General features: G+C 62.4%; 16 protein-coding genes. 5 read left to right on the forward strand and 11 right to left on the reverse strand.

What is annotated here, in order from left to right; genetic code table 11:
• Positions 1-9: 9 nt before the first annotated feature.
• Both GIW02_RS13220 and GIW02_RS13225 read left to right on the forward strand, forming a co-directional pair.
• Complete coding sequence (locus tag GIW02_RS13220; RefSeq protein WP_236411033.1) at positions 10-1,389, forward strand: DUF2868 domain-containing protein; 1,380 nt, start codon at positions 10-12, stop codon at positions 1,387-1,389.
• Entirely contained in the window at positions 1,382-2,749 is a 1,368-nt protein-coding gene (locus GIW02_RS13225; RefSeq protein WP_236411034.1) for a DUF3482 domain-containing protein, read from the forward strand. The genes GIW02_RS13220 and GIW02_RS13225 overlap by 8 nt, the downstream gene beginning before the upstream one ends.
• 5 nt (positions 2,750-2,754) lie before the next feature.
• Here the strand turns inward: GIW02_RS13225 and GIW02_RS13230 are convergent, their stop codons facing one another.
• Together GIW02_RS13230 and GIW02_RS13235 are read right to left on the reverse strand one after the other, a co-directional pair.
• Positions 2,755-3,294 carry a hypothetical protein gene (locus GIW02_RS13230; RefSeq protein WP_236411035.1) on the reverse strand — a complete coding sequence of 180 codons (540 nt, stop codon included), beginning with the start codon at positions 3,292-3,294 and terminating at the stop codon, positions 2,755-2,757.
• Positions 3,295-3,432: 138 nt separating this feature from the next.
• Positions 3,433-5,682 carry a heavy metal translocating P-type ATPase gene (locus GIW02_RS13235; RefSeq protein ID WP_236411036.1) on the reverse strand — a complete coding sequence of 750 codons (2,250 nt, stop codon included), beginning with the start codon at positions 5,680-5,682 and terminating at the stop codon, positions 3,433-3,435.
• Positions 5,683-5,767: 85 nt separating this feature from the next.
• Here GIW02_RS13235 and cadR point away from each other — a divergent pair, with 85 nt between their 5' ends.
• The gene (gene cadR, locus GIW02_RS13240; protein ID WP_236411037.1) at positions 5,768-6,205 is read left to right on the forward strand and encodes a Cd(II)/Pb(II)-responsive transcriptional regulator; all 438 of its coding nucleotides are present in this window, start codon (positions 5,768-5,770) and stop codon (positions 6,203-6,205) included.
• 145 nt (positions 6,206-6,350) lie between these two features.
• On the opposite strand, the gene GIW02_RS13245 is transcribed toward cadR, so the two are convergent.
• The 3 genes from GIW02_RS13245 to GIW02_RS13255 all read right to left on the reverse strand — a co-directional run bounded on the left by GIW02_RS13245 (position 6,351) and on the right by GIW02_RS13255 (position 8,895).
• Positions 6,351-7,184 carry a thymidylate synthase gene (locus tag GIW02_RS13245; RefSeq protein ID WP_236411038.1) on the reverse strand — a complete coding sequence of 278 codons (834 nt, stop codon included), beginning with the start codon at positions 7,182-7,184 and terminating at the stop codon, positions 6,351-6,353.
• Between the two features lie 51 nt (positions 7,185-7,235).
• Positions 7,236-8,048, reverse strand: a complete 813-nt coding sequence (lgt, locus tag GIW02_RS13250; RefSeq protein WP_236411041.1) for a prolipoprotein diacylglyceryl transferase — start codon at positions 8,046-8,048, stop codon at positions 7,236-7,238.
• 64 nt (positions 8,049-8,112) lie between these two features.
• Positions 8,113-8,895, reverse strand: coding sequence for a sulfite exporter TauE/SafE family protein (locus GIW02_RS13255; protein ID WP_236411043.1), 783 nt, complete (start codon positions 8,893-8,895; stop codon positions 8,113-8,115).
• Positions 8,896-9,017: 122 nt separating this feature from the next.
• On the opposite strand from GIW02_RS13255, the gene GIW02_RS13260 reads away from it, so the two are divergent.
• The gene (locus tag GIW02_RS13260; protein ID WP_236411044.1) at positions 9,018-9,764 is read left to right on the forward strand and encodes an NRDE family protein; all 747 of its coding nucleotides are present in this window, start codon (positions 9,018-9,020) and stop codon (positions 9,762-9,764) included.
• A gap of 125 nt (positions 9,765-9,889) precedes the next feature.
• Here GIW02_RS13260 and ptsP read toward each other — a convergent pair whose 3' ends face one another.
• Both ptsP and GIW02_RS13270 read right to left on the reverse strand, forming a co-directional pair.
• Positions 9,890-12,169, reverse strand: a complete 2,280-nt coding sequence (gene ptsP / locus GIW02_RS13265) for a phosphoenolpyruvate--protein phosphotransferase (RefSeq protein ID WP_236411045.1) — start codon at positions 12,167-12,169, stop codon at positions 9,890-9,892.
• A gap of 22 nt (positions 12,170-12,191) precedes the next feature.
• Positions 12,192-12,671: an RNA pyrophosphohydrolase gene (locus tag GIW02_RS13270; protein ID WP_003176750.1), complete on the reverse strand. Its 480-nt coding sequence runs from the start codon at positions 12,669-12,671 to the stop codon at positions 12,192-12,194.
• A gap of 143 nt (positions 12,672-12,814) precedes the next feature.
• Between GIW02_RS13270 and GIW02_RS13275 the strand changes: the two genes are divergently transcribed.
• Positions 12,815-13,471 (forward strand): histidinol-phosphatase, encoded by a 657-nt coding sequence (locus GIW02_RS13275; protein ID WP_236411046.1) that lies wholly within the window; start codon positions 12,815-12,817, stop codon positions 13,469-13,471.
• Positions 13,472-13,565: 94 nt separating this feature from the next.
• Here GIW02_RS13275 and GIW02_RS13280 read toward each other — a convergent pair whose 3' ends face one another.
• Genes GIW02_RS13280 through ilvA form a run of 4 tightly spaced genes read right to left on the reverse strand, consistent with a single transcriptional unit; the run spans position 13,566 to position 17,256 of the window.
• Entirely contained in the window at positions 13,566-14,033 is a 468-nt protein-coding gene (locus GIW02_RS13280; RefSeq protein WP_236411047.1) for a DUF2269 domain-containing protein, read from the reverse strand.
• Entirely contained in the window at positions 14,030-15,277 is a 1,248-nt protein-coding gene (locus tag GIW02_RS13285; RefSeq protein ID WP_236411048.1) for an SDR family oxidoreductase, read from the reverse strand. Before GIW02_RS13285 ends, GIW02_RS13280 begins: the two co-directional genes overlap by 4 nt.
• Positions 15,278-15,286: 9 nt before the next feature.
• Entirely contained in the window at positions 15,287-15,700 is a 414-nt protein-coding gene (locus GIW02_RS13290; RefSeq protein ID WP_236411050.1) for a DUF2269 family protein, read from the reverse strand.
• A 41-nt stretch (positions 15,701-15,741) separates the two neighbouring features.
• Complete coding sequence (gene ilvA / locus GIW02_RS13295; protein ID WP_236411056.1) at positions 15,742-17,256, reverse strand: threonine ammonia-lyase, biosynthetic; 1,515 nt, start codon at positions 17,254-17,256, stop codon at positions 15,742-15,744.
• Between the last annotated feature and the right edge of the window lie 34 nt (positions 17,257-17,290).

A 17,290-nucleotide genomic window follows, 5' to 3' on the forward strand; every position in this document is an offset into this window, starting at 1 on the left:
GGAAGGCGCGTGACTGCACTGACCCCGCTGCACAAACTCTGGCTGACCGAAACCGTGCGCCTGCGTGAAGAACACGCCGGCCCCCTGGAAGACCTGGAAGCCAACCGCCTGGCCCGCACCGCCGGCGGCGATTTGCCCGCGCGCATCCAGCACCGCTCCCTGCACCTGGCCGAGCGTGATGGCCTGACCGCCGCCCTCGCCCGCTGGCTGCAAGGTGCGCGCCTGGCGCTGGTGCTGCTGGCGATTGTCGCCGTTGTCAGCGGTGCCGGCCTGGCCTTCGCCGCGCTCGGCAACGGGTTGACGCCGGTCAATGTGTTCTGGGCCCTGGGCAGCCTGCTCGGCTTGAACCTGATCCTGCTGCTCAGTTGGGCCCTGGGCCTGCTGTTTGCCGGTGAGCACAGTGCCAGCCTTGGGCGCCTGTGGTTGTGGCTCAGCGAAAAACTCGCGCGTGACGCCAAAGCCGCCCAACTGGCGCCTGCTTTGCTGCTGCTGTTGCAGCGGCGCAAACTCAATCGCTGGGCCGTGGGGGTACTGGTCAACAGCCTGTGGCTGTTGGCCCTGCTCAGTGCCCTGGTGATTCTGTTGACCTTGCTCGCCACCCGTCGCTACGGTTTTGTGTGGGAAACCACCATTCTTGGCGCCGATACCTTCGTTGCCGTGACCCAGGCCCTGGGCACCCTGCCCGCCCTGCTCGGCTTCAATGTGCCGACGATCGAGATGATCCGCGCCAGCGGCGACTCTGCGCTGAATATCGAAAGCGCCCGCCAAGCCTGGGCCGCCTGGCTGGTAGGCGTGCTGCTGGTCTACGGCCTGCTGCCCCGCTTGATCCTCGCCGTGCTGTGCTTGTGGCGTTGGAAGCGCGGGCGCGCCGCCTTGCGCCTGAACCTCAACCTGCCCGGCTACAGCCAACTGCGCGAACGCCTGATGCCCAGCAGCGAACGGCTTGGGGTCAACGATGCCGCGCCGCAGCAACTGCATCAGGTCAGCGGCGGCATCAGTGAGTTGCAAAGCGACGGCGCCCTGCTGGTGGCCATCGAGCTGGACGACCAACACCCCTGGCCACCCAAGCTACCAGCGCAAGTGAAAAACGCCGGCATCCTCGACAGCCGCGAGTCACGCAACAAGCTGCTGGAACAACTCACGCGCTTCCCTCCCGCTCGGCTGGCCATCGCTTGCGACCCACGCCGCTCGCCCGACCGTGGCAGCCTGGCCCTGATCGCCGAACTCGCACGCAGCGCCACCGCCACCCGCGTATGGCTGCTGCAAGCGCCGTCCGGCCAGGCGCTGGACGCCGAGCGCCTGGGCGACTGGCACAGCGCGCTGCAACAGCTGGAGCTGCCCTTCGCCGATTGCGCGCCGCTGACGTGGCTGGAGACCGGTCATGACTAAACCGCTGAAACTCGCCGTGGTCGGCCATACCAATGTCGGCAAGACCTCGTTACTGCGCACGCTCACCCGTGACGTGGGCTTCGGCGAAGTGTCCCATCGCCCCAGCACCACGCGGCATGTGGAAGGCGCGCGCTTGTCGGTGGACGGCGAAGCCTTGCTGGAGCTGTACGACACGCCCGGCCTGGAAGACGCCATCGCCCTGCTCGACTACCTGGAACGCCTGGATCGCCCCGGCGAACGCCTCGACGGCCCAGCGCGCCTGGCGCGGTTCCTCGACGGCAGCGAGGCGCGCCAACGTTTCGAACAGGAAGCCAAGGTGCTGCGCCAACTGCTGGCCTCGGACGCCGGCCTGTATGTGATCGACGCCCGCGAGCCGGTCCTGGCCAAGTACCGTGACGAGCTGCAAGTGCTGGCCAGTTGCGGCAAACCGTTGCTGCCGGTGCTCAATTTTGTCAGCAGCAGCGATCACCGCGAGCCGGACTGGCGCGAAGCCCTGGCGCGCCTGGGACTGCATGCGCTGGTGCGTTTTGACAGCGTGGCGCCGCCGGAAGACGGCGAGCGCCGACTGTATGAAAGCCTCGCGCTGCTGCTGGAAAACGCGCGACCGCAACTGGAACGGCTGATCCTCGACCAGGCCGCCCAACGCCAGGCGCGCCAGCAAAGCGCCGCGCGCTTGATCGCCGAACTGTTGATCGACTGCGCTGCGTGCCGGCGCAGCGTGCTCACCGAAGATGAGCAGCAAGCCATCGGCGACTTGCGCAAGGCCGTGCGCCAGCGTGAACAAAAGTGTGTGGAAGCCCTGCTCAACTTGTTCGGCTTCCGCGCGCAGGATGCGGCCGCCAGCGACTTGCCCTTGCTGGACGGGCGCTGGGGCGATGACCTGTTCAACCCGGAAACCCTCAAGCAGCTGGGTGTGCGCGTCGGTGGCGGGATCGCTGCTGGCGCAGCCGCCGGAGCTGGTGTGGACTTGTTGGTCGGCGGTCTGACCCTCGGTGCCGCCGCCATCGCAGGCGCCATTGCCGGTGGCGCCCTGCAAACCGCACGCAGTTATGGCAGCCGCCTGCTGGGCAAACTCAAGGGCCAGCGTGAGCTGACGGTCGACGACAGCGTGTTGCGCCTGCTCGCCCTGCGTCAACGCCAGTTGCTCAAGGCCTTGAACCTGCGCGGCCATGCAGCGATGCACAGCATCAAAGTCGACACGCCCCAGGACAAAACCTGGCGCGAAGGCAAGCTGCCGGACGCGCTGCACAAGGCCCGCGCCCATCCGCAGTGGTCGTCGCTCAACCCGCACGCCAAGGTGAGCCAGGCCGAGCGCCAGGAACAGGTCGAAGCGCTGGCCACGCGACTTGATGAAGCGTGAGGCGGTTATACCTCGTACCACTCAAACGCCAGAAAAGTCGTACATAACGTGCGAATCAGCGCTTTATCCGCTTTGTCAGCGACACCGTTGCGGTCGATATCAGTATTGGTAAAAGACTCCAACACCCCGTCGCTGTCACCGTCATAGGCAGCGGCCGTGTAGATAAGCGACCCTTTGCACTGACGTGTCGTGCGCTCATGGAAATCCAGCTTGATGGCATTCGGCCGCGCTGTTTTCCCGTAGTGATCGGCATACATCGTGAGCGTACGCTGCCAATGGCTGCGTTTATTGAACCAATTCAACTTCAAAAACGCATCGGCGAAGACATCTACCCGCTGCTTTTCAAGCATCTGTGGCCGGCTGATAGGGTTGAGGTCGTCGGCCCATTGAAGATCGACCCTGCCATCCGCGCTCATATCTACCGCGAAAATCTCGTGGACCAATTCGTCAGGACAGCCGACCTGCTGCTGGTAAAAGTGCAGGATGACCGTATCTGCGTGACCGTTGCCGCTCATATCCTGGGCAGCCACTTTCAAGTAGCGCATCTGCATTGCTCCTTTGATTGAAGAAGCAAGCACCTTAGTGACACGACAACCGCAGCTCCAGACGGCGAGTCTGCGATTACCGTAAGGCCCGTCTACGCGGCCAGTAGTCGTGAGGCCTTGAATCTGATCAGTTTAATGTCAGCTATTGCGCAACAGGCGCAGGCCATTGAACACCACCAGCAGGCTCACGCCCATGTCGGCGAAGACTGCCATCCACATGGTCGCCATGCCCAGGAACGTGACCGCAAGGAAGATCGCCTTGATCACCAGCGCCAGGGCGATGTTCTGCTTGAGCACAACCGACGTTTGCCGGGAAAGCCGAATGAACGCCGGGATCTTGCGCAAATCGTCGTCCATCAAGGCCACGTCGGCCGTCTCGATGGCCGTGTCGGTGCCTGCAGCGGCCATGGCAAAGCCAATTTCGGCGCGGGCCAGGGCCGGGGCGTCGTTGATGCCGTCGCCGACCATGCCCACGCGGTGGCCTTGGCCGTAGAGGGTTTCGATAGCGTGCAGTTTGTCGGTGGGCAACAGATCGCCTTGGGCCTGGTCGATGCCGACCTGAGCCGCAATCGCCTGGGCGGTGTGGGTGTTGTCACCGGTGAGCATCAGGGTCTTGATGCCCAGCTCGTGCAGTTGCGCGATGGCTTCGCGGCTGCTGTCCTTGACCGTGTCGGCCACGGCGAACAGCGCCAGCGGGCCGGACTTGTCGAGCAGCAACACCACGGACTTGCCCTGTTTTTCCAGGGCGAAGAGTTTTTCTTCCAGCGCCGATGAGCACAGGCCGAGGTCTTCCACCAGGCGGTGGTTGCCCAGGTAGTAGGTTTCGCCGTCGATATCCCCACGCACACCACGACCGGCCAACGCCTCGAAGTTATCCACAACGTGGGCCGACAGGTTTTTATCCACAGCCGCGTTGGCAATTGCCAGCGACACCGGGTGATCGGAACGCCCGGCCAGGCTGGCGGCCAGCGCCGGAGCACGCTCCTCAACGTTGGGAAACAACGCCAGGTAATCGGTTTGCACGGGCTTGCCGTGGGTGATCGTGCCGGTCTTGTCGAGGGCCAGGTAGTCGAGCTTGTAACCGCCCTCCAGGTACACGCCGCCCTTGATCAGGATGCCTTTGCGCGCCGCCGCCGCGAGGCCGCTGACGATGGTTACCGGGGTGGAGATCACCAGGGCACATGGGCACGCGACCACCAGCAGGACCAGGGCGCGGTAGATCCAGTCGAACCAGGCGCCGGCCATGAACAACGGTGGGATCACCGCCACGCCCAAGGCAAACAGGAATACCGCCGGGGTGTAGATTTTCGAGAAGCTGTCGACAAAACGCTGGGTCGGCGCGCGGGCGCCTTGGGCCTGTTCCACGGCGTGAATGATGCGCGCCAGGGTCGAGTTGTTCGCCGCGGCGGTGACCCTGTATTCCAGGGAACCGGCCTGGTTGATGGTGCCCGCGAAGACCTTGTCGCCCACGGTCTTTTCAATCGGCAGGCTTTCACCGGTGATCGGTGCCTGGTCGATGGTGGACTGGCCGGCGGTGACTTCACCGTCCAGGCCCACGCGCTCGCCAGGTTTTACCCGCACAATGGCGCCCAACTCGATGCTTTTGATCTCCTTTTCAACCCAACTACCATCAGCTTGCTGCACCGTGGCCTGTTCCGGGGCCATTTGCATCAGCCCGCTGATGGCATTGCGCGCACGGTCCAGAGACTTGGCTTCGATCAACTCGGCCACGGTAAACAGGAACATCACCATCGCCGCTTCCGGCCACTGGCCAATCAGCACCGCGCCGGTGACCGCGATGCTCATCAGCGCGTTGATGTTCAGGTTGAGGTTTTTCAGGGCAATCCAGCCCTTTTTATAGGTCGTGAGGCCGCCGCTGAGGATCGACACCAGCGCCACAATGGCGATGACCCAGGTGGGCGCGGCGTCGGTGAAGTGCAGCACTTCGGCAGCCAACGCACCCACGCCGGACACTGCCAGCGGCCACCAATGTTTCTTGGCCGGTGGCTCGGCGGCAGGTGTGCCCTCTTCGATAGGGTCGGCCTGCATGCCTAAGGATTTGATCGCGTCGATGATCGGCGCGGTGCTCGGCAGGTCATGGGTGACGCCGAGGATGCGGTTGATCAGGTTGAATTCCAGTTGCTGCACGCCGGCGAGCTTGCCCAGTTTGTTCTGGATCAGCGTCTGCTCGGTGGGGCAGTCCATGGCTTCGATGCGGAAAGTGCTCAGGCGCGAGCCGGCGGTGGGCGCTTCGCTCAGTTGCACCAGCGCGGGGGCTGGGCTGGCGGCGCAGCATGAACCGCCATGGTTATGCACAGGCGTGAGTTTCTTAGGTTCATGGTCATGGTCATGATCGTGTTTGTGCGGGATGTGGATGGAATCGCTCATTCTGTCGCGTCCGTAAAGGTGCCTGTTGCCAAGTAAAGACCCTGTAGCCACTATAGGGTCAAGCACCCATTTGGAGATTGCTGCGATGAAGATCGGCGAACTGGCCAAGCTGACCGACTGCCCGGTGGAAACCATCCGCTATTACGAGAAGGAAGGCCTGCTGCCGCCCCCGGCACGCACCGACGCCAACTACCGCGTGTACACCCAGGCGCACAGCGAGCGGCTGATCTTTATCCGCAACTGCCGCAGCCTCGACATGACCCTGGAGGAAATCCGCAGCCTGCTCGGGCTGCGCGACAGCCCACAGGACCAGTGCGAAAACGTGAATGCGTTGATCGACGAGCATATCCACCATGTGAAAGCGCGGATCGATGGGTTGTTGGCGTTGCAGGAGCAATTGCTGGACCTGCGTCAACGCTGTGGTGGCGGACCGGAATGCGGGATTTTGCAGCGGCTGGAAGTCAGCGGGAGCGTGACCAATGATGCAGAGCCTTCACACGTGGGCAGGAGCCACGGGCACTGAACTCAAGTGAACATAGTTCAAAGGTGGGAGGGGCGGTGCGACGATTCGACTTGCTCCCGATGGCGGTGTACCAGTCTACATATCTGCAAACTGACACTCCGCTATCGGGAGCAAGCCCCCTCCCACATTTTGAACCGGTTGACCTTTAGATCGCCACGTCGGCCTTGATGCTTGGGTCGGCGTCGTAACCGACAATCTCGAAGTCTTCGAACTTGTAGTCGTAGATCGACGCAGGCTTGCGCTTGATCACCAGCTCCGGCAGCTTCTTGGGCGTGCGCGCCAGCTGGGTCTGGATCTGTTCCATATGGTTGCTGTAGGCATGGGTGTCGCCAGTGGTGACGATGATCTCGTGGGGGATCAGGTCGCACTGCTGCGCCAGCATATGGGTGAGCAACGCCAGCGCGGCGGTGTTGTAGGGCAGGCCGAGGAACACGTCGGAGCTGCGGATATACAACTGCATCGACAGATGGCCGTCGTGCACGAATGCCTGGTACAGCAGGTGGCAAGGCGGCAGCGCCTGCTTGCCGTTGCGCGCATTCTCCTGCGGGCTCTTGGTTTCGTCCGGCAGGTACTCGACGTTCCAGCCGTGGAACAGGATGCGGCGGCTGTTGGGGTTGGTCTTGAGCGTGTGCACCATGTAATCGATCTGGTTGATCGTGCCGCCGTCCTTGGTCGGCCAGGCGGTCCACTGCTCGCCGTACACCGGACCGAGGTCACCGTCTTCGGTGGCCCACTCGTCCCAGATTTTCACGCCGTTTTCGTTGAGCCACTTGATGTTGGTGTTGCCGCTCAACATCCAGATCAGCTCGTTGGCGATGCTTTTGAAGTGAAGCTTCTTGGTGGTCAGCAGCGGGAAGCCGTCGGCCAAGTTATGCCGATACTGACGGGCGAATACGGCCTTGGTGCCGGTGCCGGTGCGATCGCCCTTGGTCAATCCATTGGTCACGACGTCGTTCAGTAGCTCGAGATATTGCTTCATTTTTTTACCCGTATCGTTGAAGCCGAGACTCGCAAGCCTCGGCGTTCGAATTTAAAGCGCGGTGTTCTTCAGCGGCTGCGGGCGGTTGTAAGCCCACCACAGCAAGCCCAGGCCGCCCAGGATCATCGGCAGGCTGAGGACCTGGCCCATGGTCACCCAACCAAACGCCAGGTAGCCCAGTTGCGCATCCGGTACACGCACGAACTCGACGATGAAGCGGAAGATCCCGTAGAACAGCGCGAACATGCCCGACACCGCCATGGTAGGGCGCGGCTTGCGCGAGAAGATGTACAGGATAAGGAACAGTGCCACGCCTTCCAACGCGAACTGGTACAGCTGCGACGGATGGCGCGGCAGTTGCGCCGGGTCGCTGAACGGCGGGAACACCATGGCCCAAGGCACGTCGGTTGGCTTGCCCCACAACTCGGCGTTGATGAAGTTACCGATACGCCCGGCGCCCAGGCCGATGGGCACGAACGGCGCAACGAAGTCCATCAGTTGGAAAAACGACTTGCCGTTACGGCGACCAAACCACCAGGCGGCAATCATCACGCCGATAAAGCCACCGTGGAACGCCATGCCGCCCTTCCACACTTCGAAGATCAGCGTCGGGTTGGCGATATACGCAGACAGGTCGTAGAACAGCACATACCCCAGGCGCCCGCCGACGATCACGCCCATCGACATCCAGAACACCATGTCGGAGAGCTTCTCCTTGGTCCAGGTCGGGTCGAAACTGTTCAGGCGCCGGGAAGCCAGCAGCCAGGCACCGCCGATGCCGATCAGGTACATCAACCCGTACCAGTGGATTTTCAGCGGACCGATGGCCAGGGCCACCGGGTCGATCTGCGGGTAAGGCAGCATTGCGACTCCTCGTTAAATCATTCGTTATGGCGCCGGACCATGCCGGGGCGCGATTAAGCCTGCATTACAACAAAAAGTTTATGCCGACACAGAACAGCAATCCGGCAAACAGCCGCTTGAGCAATCGCGGCGACAACCGATGCGCCAAGCGTGCGCCGAAGCGCGCAAACACCATACTGGTCAGGGCAATGCCCAGCAGTGCCGGCAAATACACGAACCCTAGACTATGAGCAGGCAACAGTGGGTCATGCCAGCCCAGAATCATGAAACTTAAAGCGCTGGCCAGCGCAATCGGCAGGCCGCAGGCCGATGAGGTGGCCACCGCCTGCTGCATCGGCACGCTGCGCCAGGTCAGGAACGGCACGGTCAGCGAGCCGCCGCCAATCCCGAAAATCGCCGAGGCCCAGCCAATCACCGTGCCCGCGAGGGTCAGGCCGACCTTGCCCGGCACCGTGCGGCTGGCCTTGGGCTTGACCTCCAGGGCCAGTTGCACGGCGATAATCAACGCGAACACACCGATAATTTTCTGCAAATGGGGGCCGGAAATCGCCTCCGCGGTCAGCGCGCCAAAGCCGGCGCCGATCAGGATGCCCAGGGTCATCCACATGAAAATCGGCCAGCGCACCGCGCCACGCCGGTGGTGCTCGCGCACGGCATTGACCGAGGTAAAGATGATGGTCGCAAGCGACGTCCCCACAGCCAGGTGGGTCAGCACCTGCGGGTCAAAGCCCTGCAGGGTGAAGCTGAACACCAGCACCGGCACGATGATGATCCCGCCGCCCACGCCGAACAGCCCGGCGAGCACGCCCGCACAGGCGCCGAGCAGCAAATAGAGCAGAAATTCCATGGGAGCCCCCAAACCAAGTCCGGCATGTTAACGGATGGAAGGCATACGACCCAACTGGATACGATGGAACGCCTGAGCCCGAGTGGGTAGAGTGGCTAAAAACACAAAAAGGGAATCGCCGGATGTGCCTGATTGTTTTCGCCTGGCGGCCGGGCCACGCCCAACCGCTGATCGTCGCGGCCAACCGTGACGAGTTCTACGCCCGCCCCAGCCTGCCGCTGGCCCAATGGCCAGACGCGCCGGACGTCTACGCCGGTCGCGACCAGGAAGCAGGCGGCACCTGGCTGGGAGTGAGCGCTGACGGGCGCTTTGCCGCCCTGACCAATATTCGCGACCCGCACCAGCCGCCGGCACGCAAATCGCGTGGGGAGTTGGTGGCGCGTTTTCTCAACGGTTCGCTGCCGATTGATCAATATTTGGCCGATGTTAACGGTCGTTCGATTGAATATGCCGGGTTCAACCTGCTGGTGGGGACACGGGATGAGTTGTGGCATTACAACGCCAATCACACCGAACCCACGCAGTTGAAGGCTGGGGTTTATGGCTTATCCAATGCCGGGCTGGATACGCCGTGGCCCAAGCTGCTCAAGGCCAGGGCGGCGTTGAGCGAATTGCTGGAAGATCCACAGCCGCAAGCCTTGCTCAGCATTTTGAGTGACCCGCAGACGGCAGCATTCGCCGAGTTGCCGGATACCGGCGTTGGGTTGGCGACGGAAAGCCTGCTGTCGAGTGTGTTTATCGCCAGCCCCAGTTATGGAACGCGGGCGAGCACAGCGCTGATTGTGAATGCCGACGGGACGCGGCGGATGCTGGAGCGCAGCTTTGGGCCGCATGGTGGGCGGCTGGGTGAGGTAGAACTCACTCTCTAGCCACACCGCAAAACCAATGTGGGAGCGGGCTTGCTCGCGAATAGGGAGTGTCAGGCACTGAGTTTGTGTCTGATACACCGCATTCGCGAGCAAGCCCCCTCCCACATTTTGATCGGCGCCAAACGCTACAAAGTCTTTGCTGAGGCCGGGTTGATCATCCGCGTCAGCCCCAAATTCTTCAGCGCCAGTTGCAGCGAGCTGTGGATAACTTGCGGGTTGTCGATGGTCATCAACTCCGCCAGCAAGTCCTTGGCCATGCTCAGCTCAACCTGGCGCAGCATCCACTTGACCTTGGGCAGGTTGGTGGCGTTCATCGACAGGCTGTCAAAGCCCATCGCCATCAACAGCACCGCCGCCGCCGGGTCACCGGCCATTTCACCGCAGATGCTCACCGGCTTGCCTTCGGCATGGGCGTCGCGCACCACGTGTTGCAGGGCTTGCAGCACCGCCGGGTGCAGGTAGTCGTAGAGGTCGGCCACCCGTGGGTTGTTGCGGTCCACGGCCAGCAGGTACTGGGTCAGGTCGTTGGAGCCTACCGAGAGGAAATCCACTTGCCGCGCCAGTTCCTTGGCCTGGTACACCGCCGCCGGGATTTCGATCATCACGCCAATCGGCGGCATCGGCACGTCGGCGCCTTCGTCGCGCACTTCGCCCCAGGCACGGTGGATCAGGTGCAGCGCCTCTTCCAGCTCATGGGTGCCGGAGATCATCGGCAGCAGGATGCGCAGGTTGTTCAGGCCTTCGCTGGCCTTGAGCATCGCGCGGGTCTGCACCAGGAAGATTTCCGGGTGGTCGAGGGTCACGCGGATACCGCGCCAGCCGAGGAAGGGGTTGTCTTCCTTGATCGGGAAATACGACAGCGACTTGTCGCCACCGATGTCCAGGCTGCGCATGGTCACCGGCAAGGGGTGGAAGGCCGACAGCTGCTCGCGGTAGATCGCCAACTGCTCCTTCTCACTCGGGAAACGCTGGTTGATCATGAACGGCACTTCGGTGCGGTACAGCCCAACCCCTTCGGCGCCGCGCTGTTGCGCGCGGGCCACATCGGCGAGCAGGCCGGTGTTGACCAGCAGCGGCACGCGGTGGCCGTCAAGGGTCACGCAGGGCAGCTCGCGCAACGAATCGAGGCCCAGCGCCAGTTGTTTCTCTTCTTCCACCACCTCGGCGTATTGCTTGCGCAGCAATTCGCTGGGGTTGGTGAAGACTTCGCCGCGATGGCCATCGACGATCATGTCGATGCCGTCGACCTTCGAATACGGCAGGTCCACCAGGCCCATTACCGTCGGAATACCCATGGCCCGGGCCAGGATCGCGACGTGGGAGTTACCCGAACCCAGTACCGACACCAGGCCCACCAGTTTGCCTTCCGGCACTTCGCCGAGCATGGTGGCGGTCAGTTCTTCACTGATCAGGATGGTGTTGTCGGGGTAGACCAGGTTGGTGGTGCGGTCTTCCTGCAGGTAGGCCAGCAGACGGCGACCGAGGTCGCGCACATCCGAGGCGCGCTCGCGCAGGTAGGCGTCGTCCATCAATTCGAAACGGTTGACGTGATCGGTGACCACCTGGCGCAGCGCGCCCTGGGCCCACTGGCCGGTCTTGATCACGGTTTTGACTTCGTTACCTAGGGACGCGTCATCGAGCATCATCTGGTACACGTCGAACAACGCGCGCTCTTCGGGGCGCAGCTGCGTGGCCAGCTTGGTCGACAGGTTGCGCATGTCGGCGCGCACGCCTTCGAGGGCGGTTTTGAACAGTTTGATCTCGGCGTCGATGTCTTTGACGATCTTGTCCGGCACCACATCGAGGTCAGCAGGCGGCAACATGACCACCGCAGTACCGACCGCCGCGCCAGGCGAACCCGGCACACCGACGAACTTGGCTTCCTGGATGCCTTTACCCTCGCGCCCCAGGCCGCGAATCGACCCCGTGGCTTCGGCGTGGGCAATAACCCCGGCGAGCTGCGCGCTCATGGTCACGAGGAAGGCTTCTTCACCTTCGTCGAACTGGCGGCGCTCTTTTTGCTGGATGACCAACACGCCGACAACGCGGCGGTGGTGAATGATCGGTGCGCCGAGGAACGAGGCGTAACGCTCTTCGCCGGTTTCGGCAAAGTAGCGATAACGCGGGTGATCGGCCGCGTTTTCAAGGTTCAGGGGTTCTTCACGCGTCCCCACCAGGCCCACCAGACCTTCATTGGGCGCCATGCTGACTTTGCCGATGGAGCGCTTGTTCAAGCCCTCCGTGGCCATCAGCACAAAACGGTTGGTCTCGGGGTCCAGCAGGTAAACCGAGCAGACCTGGCTGCCCATGGCTTCCTTGACGCGCAACACAATAATCCCCAACGCCGCTTTGAGATCCTTGGCGGAGTTAACTTCCTGGACGATCTTGCGCAGCGTATTGAGCATGGCTCGGGGTCGAACTCCGTCGTCAGTCGCGCGCTAAAAGGCGCGGGGCAAGCTCTTTGAGAGCGCGACGATAAACCTCGCGCTTGAATGTCACCACCTGGCCCAACGGGTACCAATAGCTGACCCAACGCCAGCCATCGAACTCCGGTTTACCGGTCAAATCCATCCGCACCCGCTGCTCGTTGGAGATCAGGCGCAGGAGAAACCATTTCTGTTTCTGGCCGATGCACAGCGGTTGGCTGTGGGTACGCACCAGGCGTTGCGGCAAACGATAGCGCAACCAACCACGGGTACAGGCCAGAATTTGCACATCTTCGCGCTCAAGGCCGACTTCTTCATTCAACTCACGGTACAAGGCGTCTTCAGGGGTTTCATCGGGGTTGATTCCGCCTTGAGGAAACTGCCAGGCATCTTGGTTGATTCGGCGAGCCCATAGCACCTGTCCGGCATCATTCGTAAGAATAATCCCGACATTAGGACGGAAACCATCGGGGTCGATCACGGCAACAACCTCGCAAACGCATGTCGCCGCATTGTTCCACAAAGGTTGATACAGCGGCAACGAGGCTTCTTACCTTATGTGCACTCTTGTGAAAAGACCGTATTCTGGACGCCTTTTTACAGACTTTTCAGCGAGTAACTGCAATGCGCCTGGCTTTATTCGACTTGGACAACACCCTTCTCGGCGGTGACAGCGACCACGCCTGGGGCGATTACCTGTGTGAACGCGGGATTCTCGACCCGGTGGCCTACAAAGCCCGCAACGACGAGTTCTACCAGGATTACCTGGCTGGCAAGCTGGACAACGCCGCCTACCTGAACTTCAGCCTGGAGATTCTCGGCCGCACCGAGATGGCCCAGTTGGACGAATGGCACAACGACTTCATGCGCGACTGCATTGAGCCCATCGTGTTGCCACTGGCCGTGGAGCTGCTGGCCAAACACCGCGCCGCCGGCGACAAGCTGGTGATCATCACCGCCACCAACCGTTTCGTCACCGCACCGATTGCCGCACGCCTGGGCGTGGATACCCTGATTGCTACCGAGTGCGAGATGGAAAACGGCCGCTACACCGGGCGCAGCACCGATGTGCCGTGCTTTCGCGAGGGCAAGGTGACGCGTTTGAATCGTTGGTTGGCAGAGACTGGGTTTAGCCTGGAAGACAGCTATTTCTATAGCGACTCGATGAATGACCTGCCGCTGCTGGAGCAGGTCACCCACCCGGTGGCAGTGGACCCGGACCCGAATCTGCGCGCCGAAGCCGAGAAGCGTGGCTGGCCGGTGATTACCCTGCGCAACTGATGACGCTATCGCAGGCAAGCCAGCTCCCACATTTGGAATGCATTCCCCTGTGGGAGCTGGCTTGTCTGCGATGAAGCCGGCTCGGCCCCAAGCCCTACATCGGCTTGGCCACCATCAGGTAGAAAATCGCCATGAATGCCAGGAACGCCGGCCACCCCAGGCCAAACCACCAGCGCATATAGGTCGTGGCTTTGATCGGCATCGCCGTACCGTCCCTCAGTGCTTGCTCCGCCATCTTGTGCACGCGAATCTGCAACCACACCACCGGCAGCCAGCAGATACCCGCCAGCACATACAAACCGAATGTCCATTGCAGCCAACTTTGCTGCATTGACCACCCCGCCAAGTGCATCAAGCCGACCCCGCTGAGCGGTTGAAACACGGCGGTGGTCGCGGTAAATGCCCAGTCGGCGAACACCAGGTGCTTGAAAGTCACCGCGATCACTTCCACCTTGCCGGTGCGCCAGGCGCGCAACGCGTAGTACGCCGAACCCGCGCCCAGCCCGAACAGGATGGTCGACGACAGGATATGCAGGGTTTTCAGCAGCAGGTATGCGCTCATCGCCGAGGTTCAGTCCAAAATAGCCAGAGAGTGGCCACCATCAACACCAGGTTCTTGGCGACGGCGGCATAGGGGTCAAACCAGTAGTGGGGCAGTACCACGCTGATGCAAACGGTGTAACCGGCCATGAGCAACAGTTGCAGCATCAGGGCCTCTCTGCGCCAACGTGCGACCAGCAACGCCAGGCCCAGCAAACCGTCGCACACGGCCCCCGCGACTACAGCCCACCTTGCCCACGCGCCCTGCACACCGGCTTCAGCCATGATGCGCAGGCCCCAGTCGTACCCCGGGCCCAAGCACACCACTGCGGTGCCCAGCCAGATCAGCACCAGTACTGCCAGCATCAACGGGCGGATAGTACGCTGACTGCTCACGGCCGCTGTCGGCCAATTCTGCAAACGCGAGGAAAACGGCGCCGCCGAATAACCGCAAACCGATGCCAGCACCTCGGGGTCGGCCACGTTGTCCTGTTGCGAAAGGGCGATGCTTTGGCGGTTCAACGCTCGCCAGCCCAGGCGATCCCCCAACCAACCGCCCAACTTCAAAAGCGGCGCTCGCACATATCGCCCCGCCCGCCAGCCTTGGGCGGCGCGCAGGCGGTCAATGACCTGAGACAGCCGCATCGGCTCCGGCCCCACCAATGGCAAAACCATAGATTCTCCCGGCCACCGACGCAGCAGCGCCAGCACGGCACCGACCACGTCATCAATATGCAAGGGTTGCAGAGTGGCCTTGAGGTCCAGCAACGGGATCAGCGGCCAGGGCGAAAGCCCCGCGAGCCAGGCACTGCTGGCACCGCCCTCACCTACCACCAATGAAGGTCGCAGCACCACGCAGGGCAGGCCCAGGCCGAGCAGATAGTCATCTGCTACGCCTTTGCTGGCGAGAAAGGGCACGTCCGATTGCGCTGAGGCGCCGAGTGCAGATAGCTGCAGCACCCGAACGCCGCGCCGGGCCGCCAGATCAAACAAGGCGCGAGCCCCCTGATCCTGCACCCGGCTCAACTCAGCGGCATCCACACTCAATAGCCCGGCGGCATTGATCAATAAATCAACAGACTCGGGAAAGGTGAAGCTATCGGGATCGGCAGCGAGCAGGTTCAAATCCAGCGCACGCCACTCCACCCCGGGCCAAACCTGTCGAGGCGCGCGACAGGTCGCTATCACGGAGTGCCCAGCTTGCTGCAGGGCGCGCAGAAGGTGGCTGCCGACAAAGCCTGTGGCACCCACCAGAAGAATGTTCATGAAGTTCCTTTAGACAGGTTTGGCGCCCATCAACCCCGCAATCGCCACAAACCCCAGCAGGCTGACCACCGCCAGCACCAGGGTGAAATTCAGGCTGCCGCCCTCGCCCTTGCGCAGGCGATTAAGCCGCGCCACCAGCCAGAACCAGGCCAACGCTGCCACGGTGTAGAGAATGCTGGACCCCAGGATCCAGGTTTGCCCCAGCGGCCAGCCGACAAGGTGCACCAGCCACCAGCCGGTAAACGGCATGCTGAACACGCAAACGCCCATCAGCAGCCACACAAACACCCATGGGCGCTGCACGGTCACCGCCGGGCCGGCACTGCGTTTGCGCCAGGCCAGCAGCGCCAGGGCCAGGCCGCTGAGCAGCAGTACGACCGTGGCCGCCATGTGGATAACTTTCAGGGTGATCAGGGTTTCCATGTGTCGTCTTCCTTAAAGGCCGCCCCCGTCAGCGTAGTCGCTCAACCGAGGAACAGTTTGTAAGCGGGGTTATCGCTTTCATCCCAGTACGGGTAGCCAATGGCTTCCAGGGCTGCCGGCACCAGATGACGCTCGTTCGCCGGCACTTGCAGGCCGGCGACCACACGGCCGTCGGCTGCGCCGTGGTTGCGATAGTGGAACATCGAGATGTTCCAGCGCCCGCCCAATTTGTTAAGAAAGTTGAACAGGGCGCCCGGCCGCTCGGGGAATTCGAAACGGAACACCACTTCATTGCTGACGTGCGCCGCATGCCCGCCGACCATATGGCGGATGTGCAACTTGGCCAGCTCGTTCTCGGTCAGGTCCAGCACCGGGAACCCCTGCTCGGTAAGGCTGGCGATCAATGCGCTGCGCGGGTCGCTTTCCGGGTGGGTCTGCACGCCAACAAAGATGTGCGCCTCGCTGCCCGAGTGGTAGCGGTAGTTGAATTCGGTAATCTGGCGCTTGCCCACGGCTTCGCAGAACGCCTTGAAGCTGCCCGGCTGCTCGGGGATGGTCACGGCGATGATGGCTTCACGGCCTTCACCCAGTTCGGCGCGCTCAGCCACGTGGCGCAGGCGGTCGAAGTTGACGTTGGCGCCGGAGTCGATGGCGACAAAAGTCTGGCCGCTGACACCACGGGTTTCGACGTACTTCTTGATGCCCGCCACGCCCAATGCGCCCGCAGGCTCGGTGATGGACCGGGTGTCGTCGTAGATGTCCTTGATCGCCGCACAGATTTCATCGGTGCTCACGGTGATCACTTCATCCACATAATCTTTGCAGATGTCGAAGGTGTGCTGGCCGATCTGCGCCACCGCCACGCCATCGGCGAAAATGCCCACGGCCGGCAGCACCACGCGCTCCCCGGCGGCCATGGCGGCTTGCAGGCAGTTGGAGTCGTCCGGCTCGACACCGATGATCTTGATCTCCGGACGCAGGTACTTCACGTACGCCGCAATACCAGCGATCAGCCCGCCGCCGCCCACCGGTACGAAAATCGCGTCCAGCGGCCCCGGGTGCTGACGCAAAATCTCCATCGCCACGGTGCCCTGCCCGGCAATAGTGTGCGGATCATCGTAGGGGTGAATGTAGACGTAGCCTTTTTCGTCGACCAGTTTCAGCGAGTAGGCCAGGGCTTCCGGGAAGGAATCACCGTGCAGCACCACTTTGCCGCCACGCGAACGCACGCCTTCAACCTTGATCTCCGGGGTGGTCTTGGGCATCACGATGGTCGCCTTGACCCCCAGCACCTTGGCCGCCAGGGCCAGGCCCTGGGCATGGTTGCCCGCCGAGGCGGTGACCACGCCGCGCGCACGCTCTTCAGCCGTCAACTGCGTCAGCTTGTTGTACGCGCCGCGAATCTTGAACGAGAACACCGGCTGCAAGTCTTCGCGCTTGAGCCAGACTTTATTGCCCAGGCGCTCGGAGAGCTGGCGGGCGGTCTGCAGCGGGGTTTCTACGGCAACGTCGTAAACGCGCGAGGTGAGGATCTTTTTGACGTACTGTTCGAGCATCGGCAGGCATCACTGGGCGGGTTGGGGCTGTCTT

Source organism: Pseudomonas syringae, assembly GCF_021606685.1.
Lineage (GTDB): Bacteria > Pseudomonadota > Gammaproteobacteria > Pseudomonadales > Pseudomonadaceae > Aquipseudomonas > Aquipseudomonas syringae_R.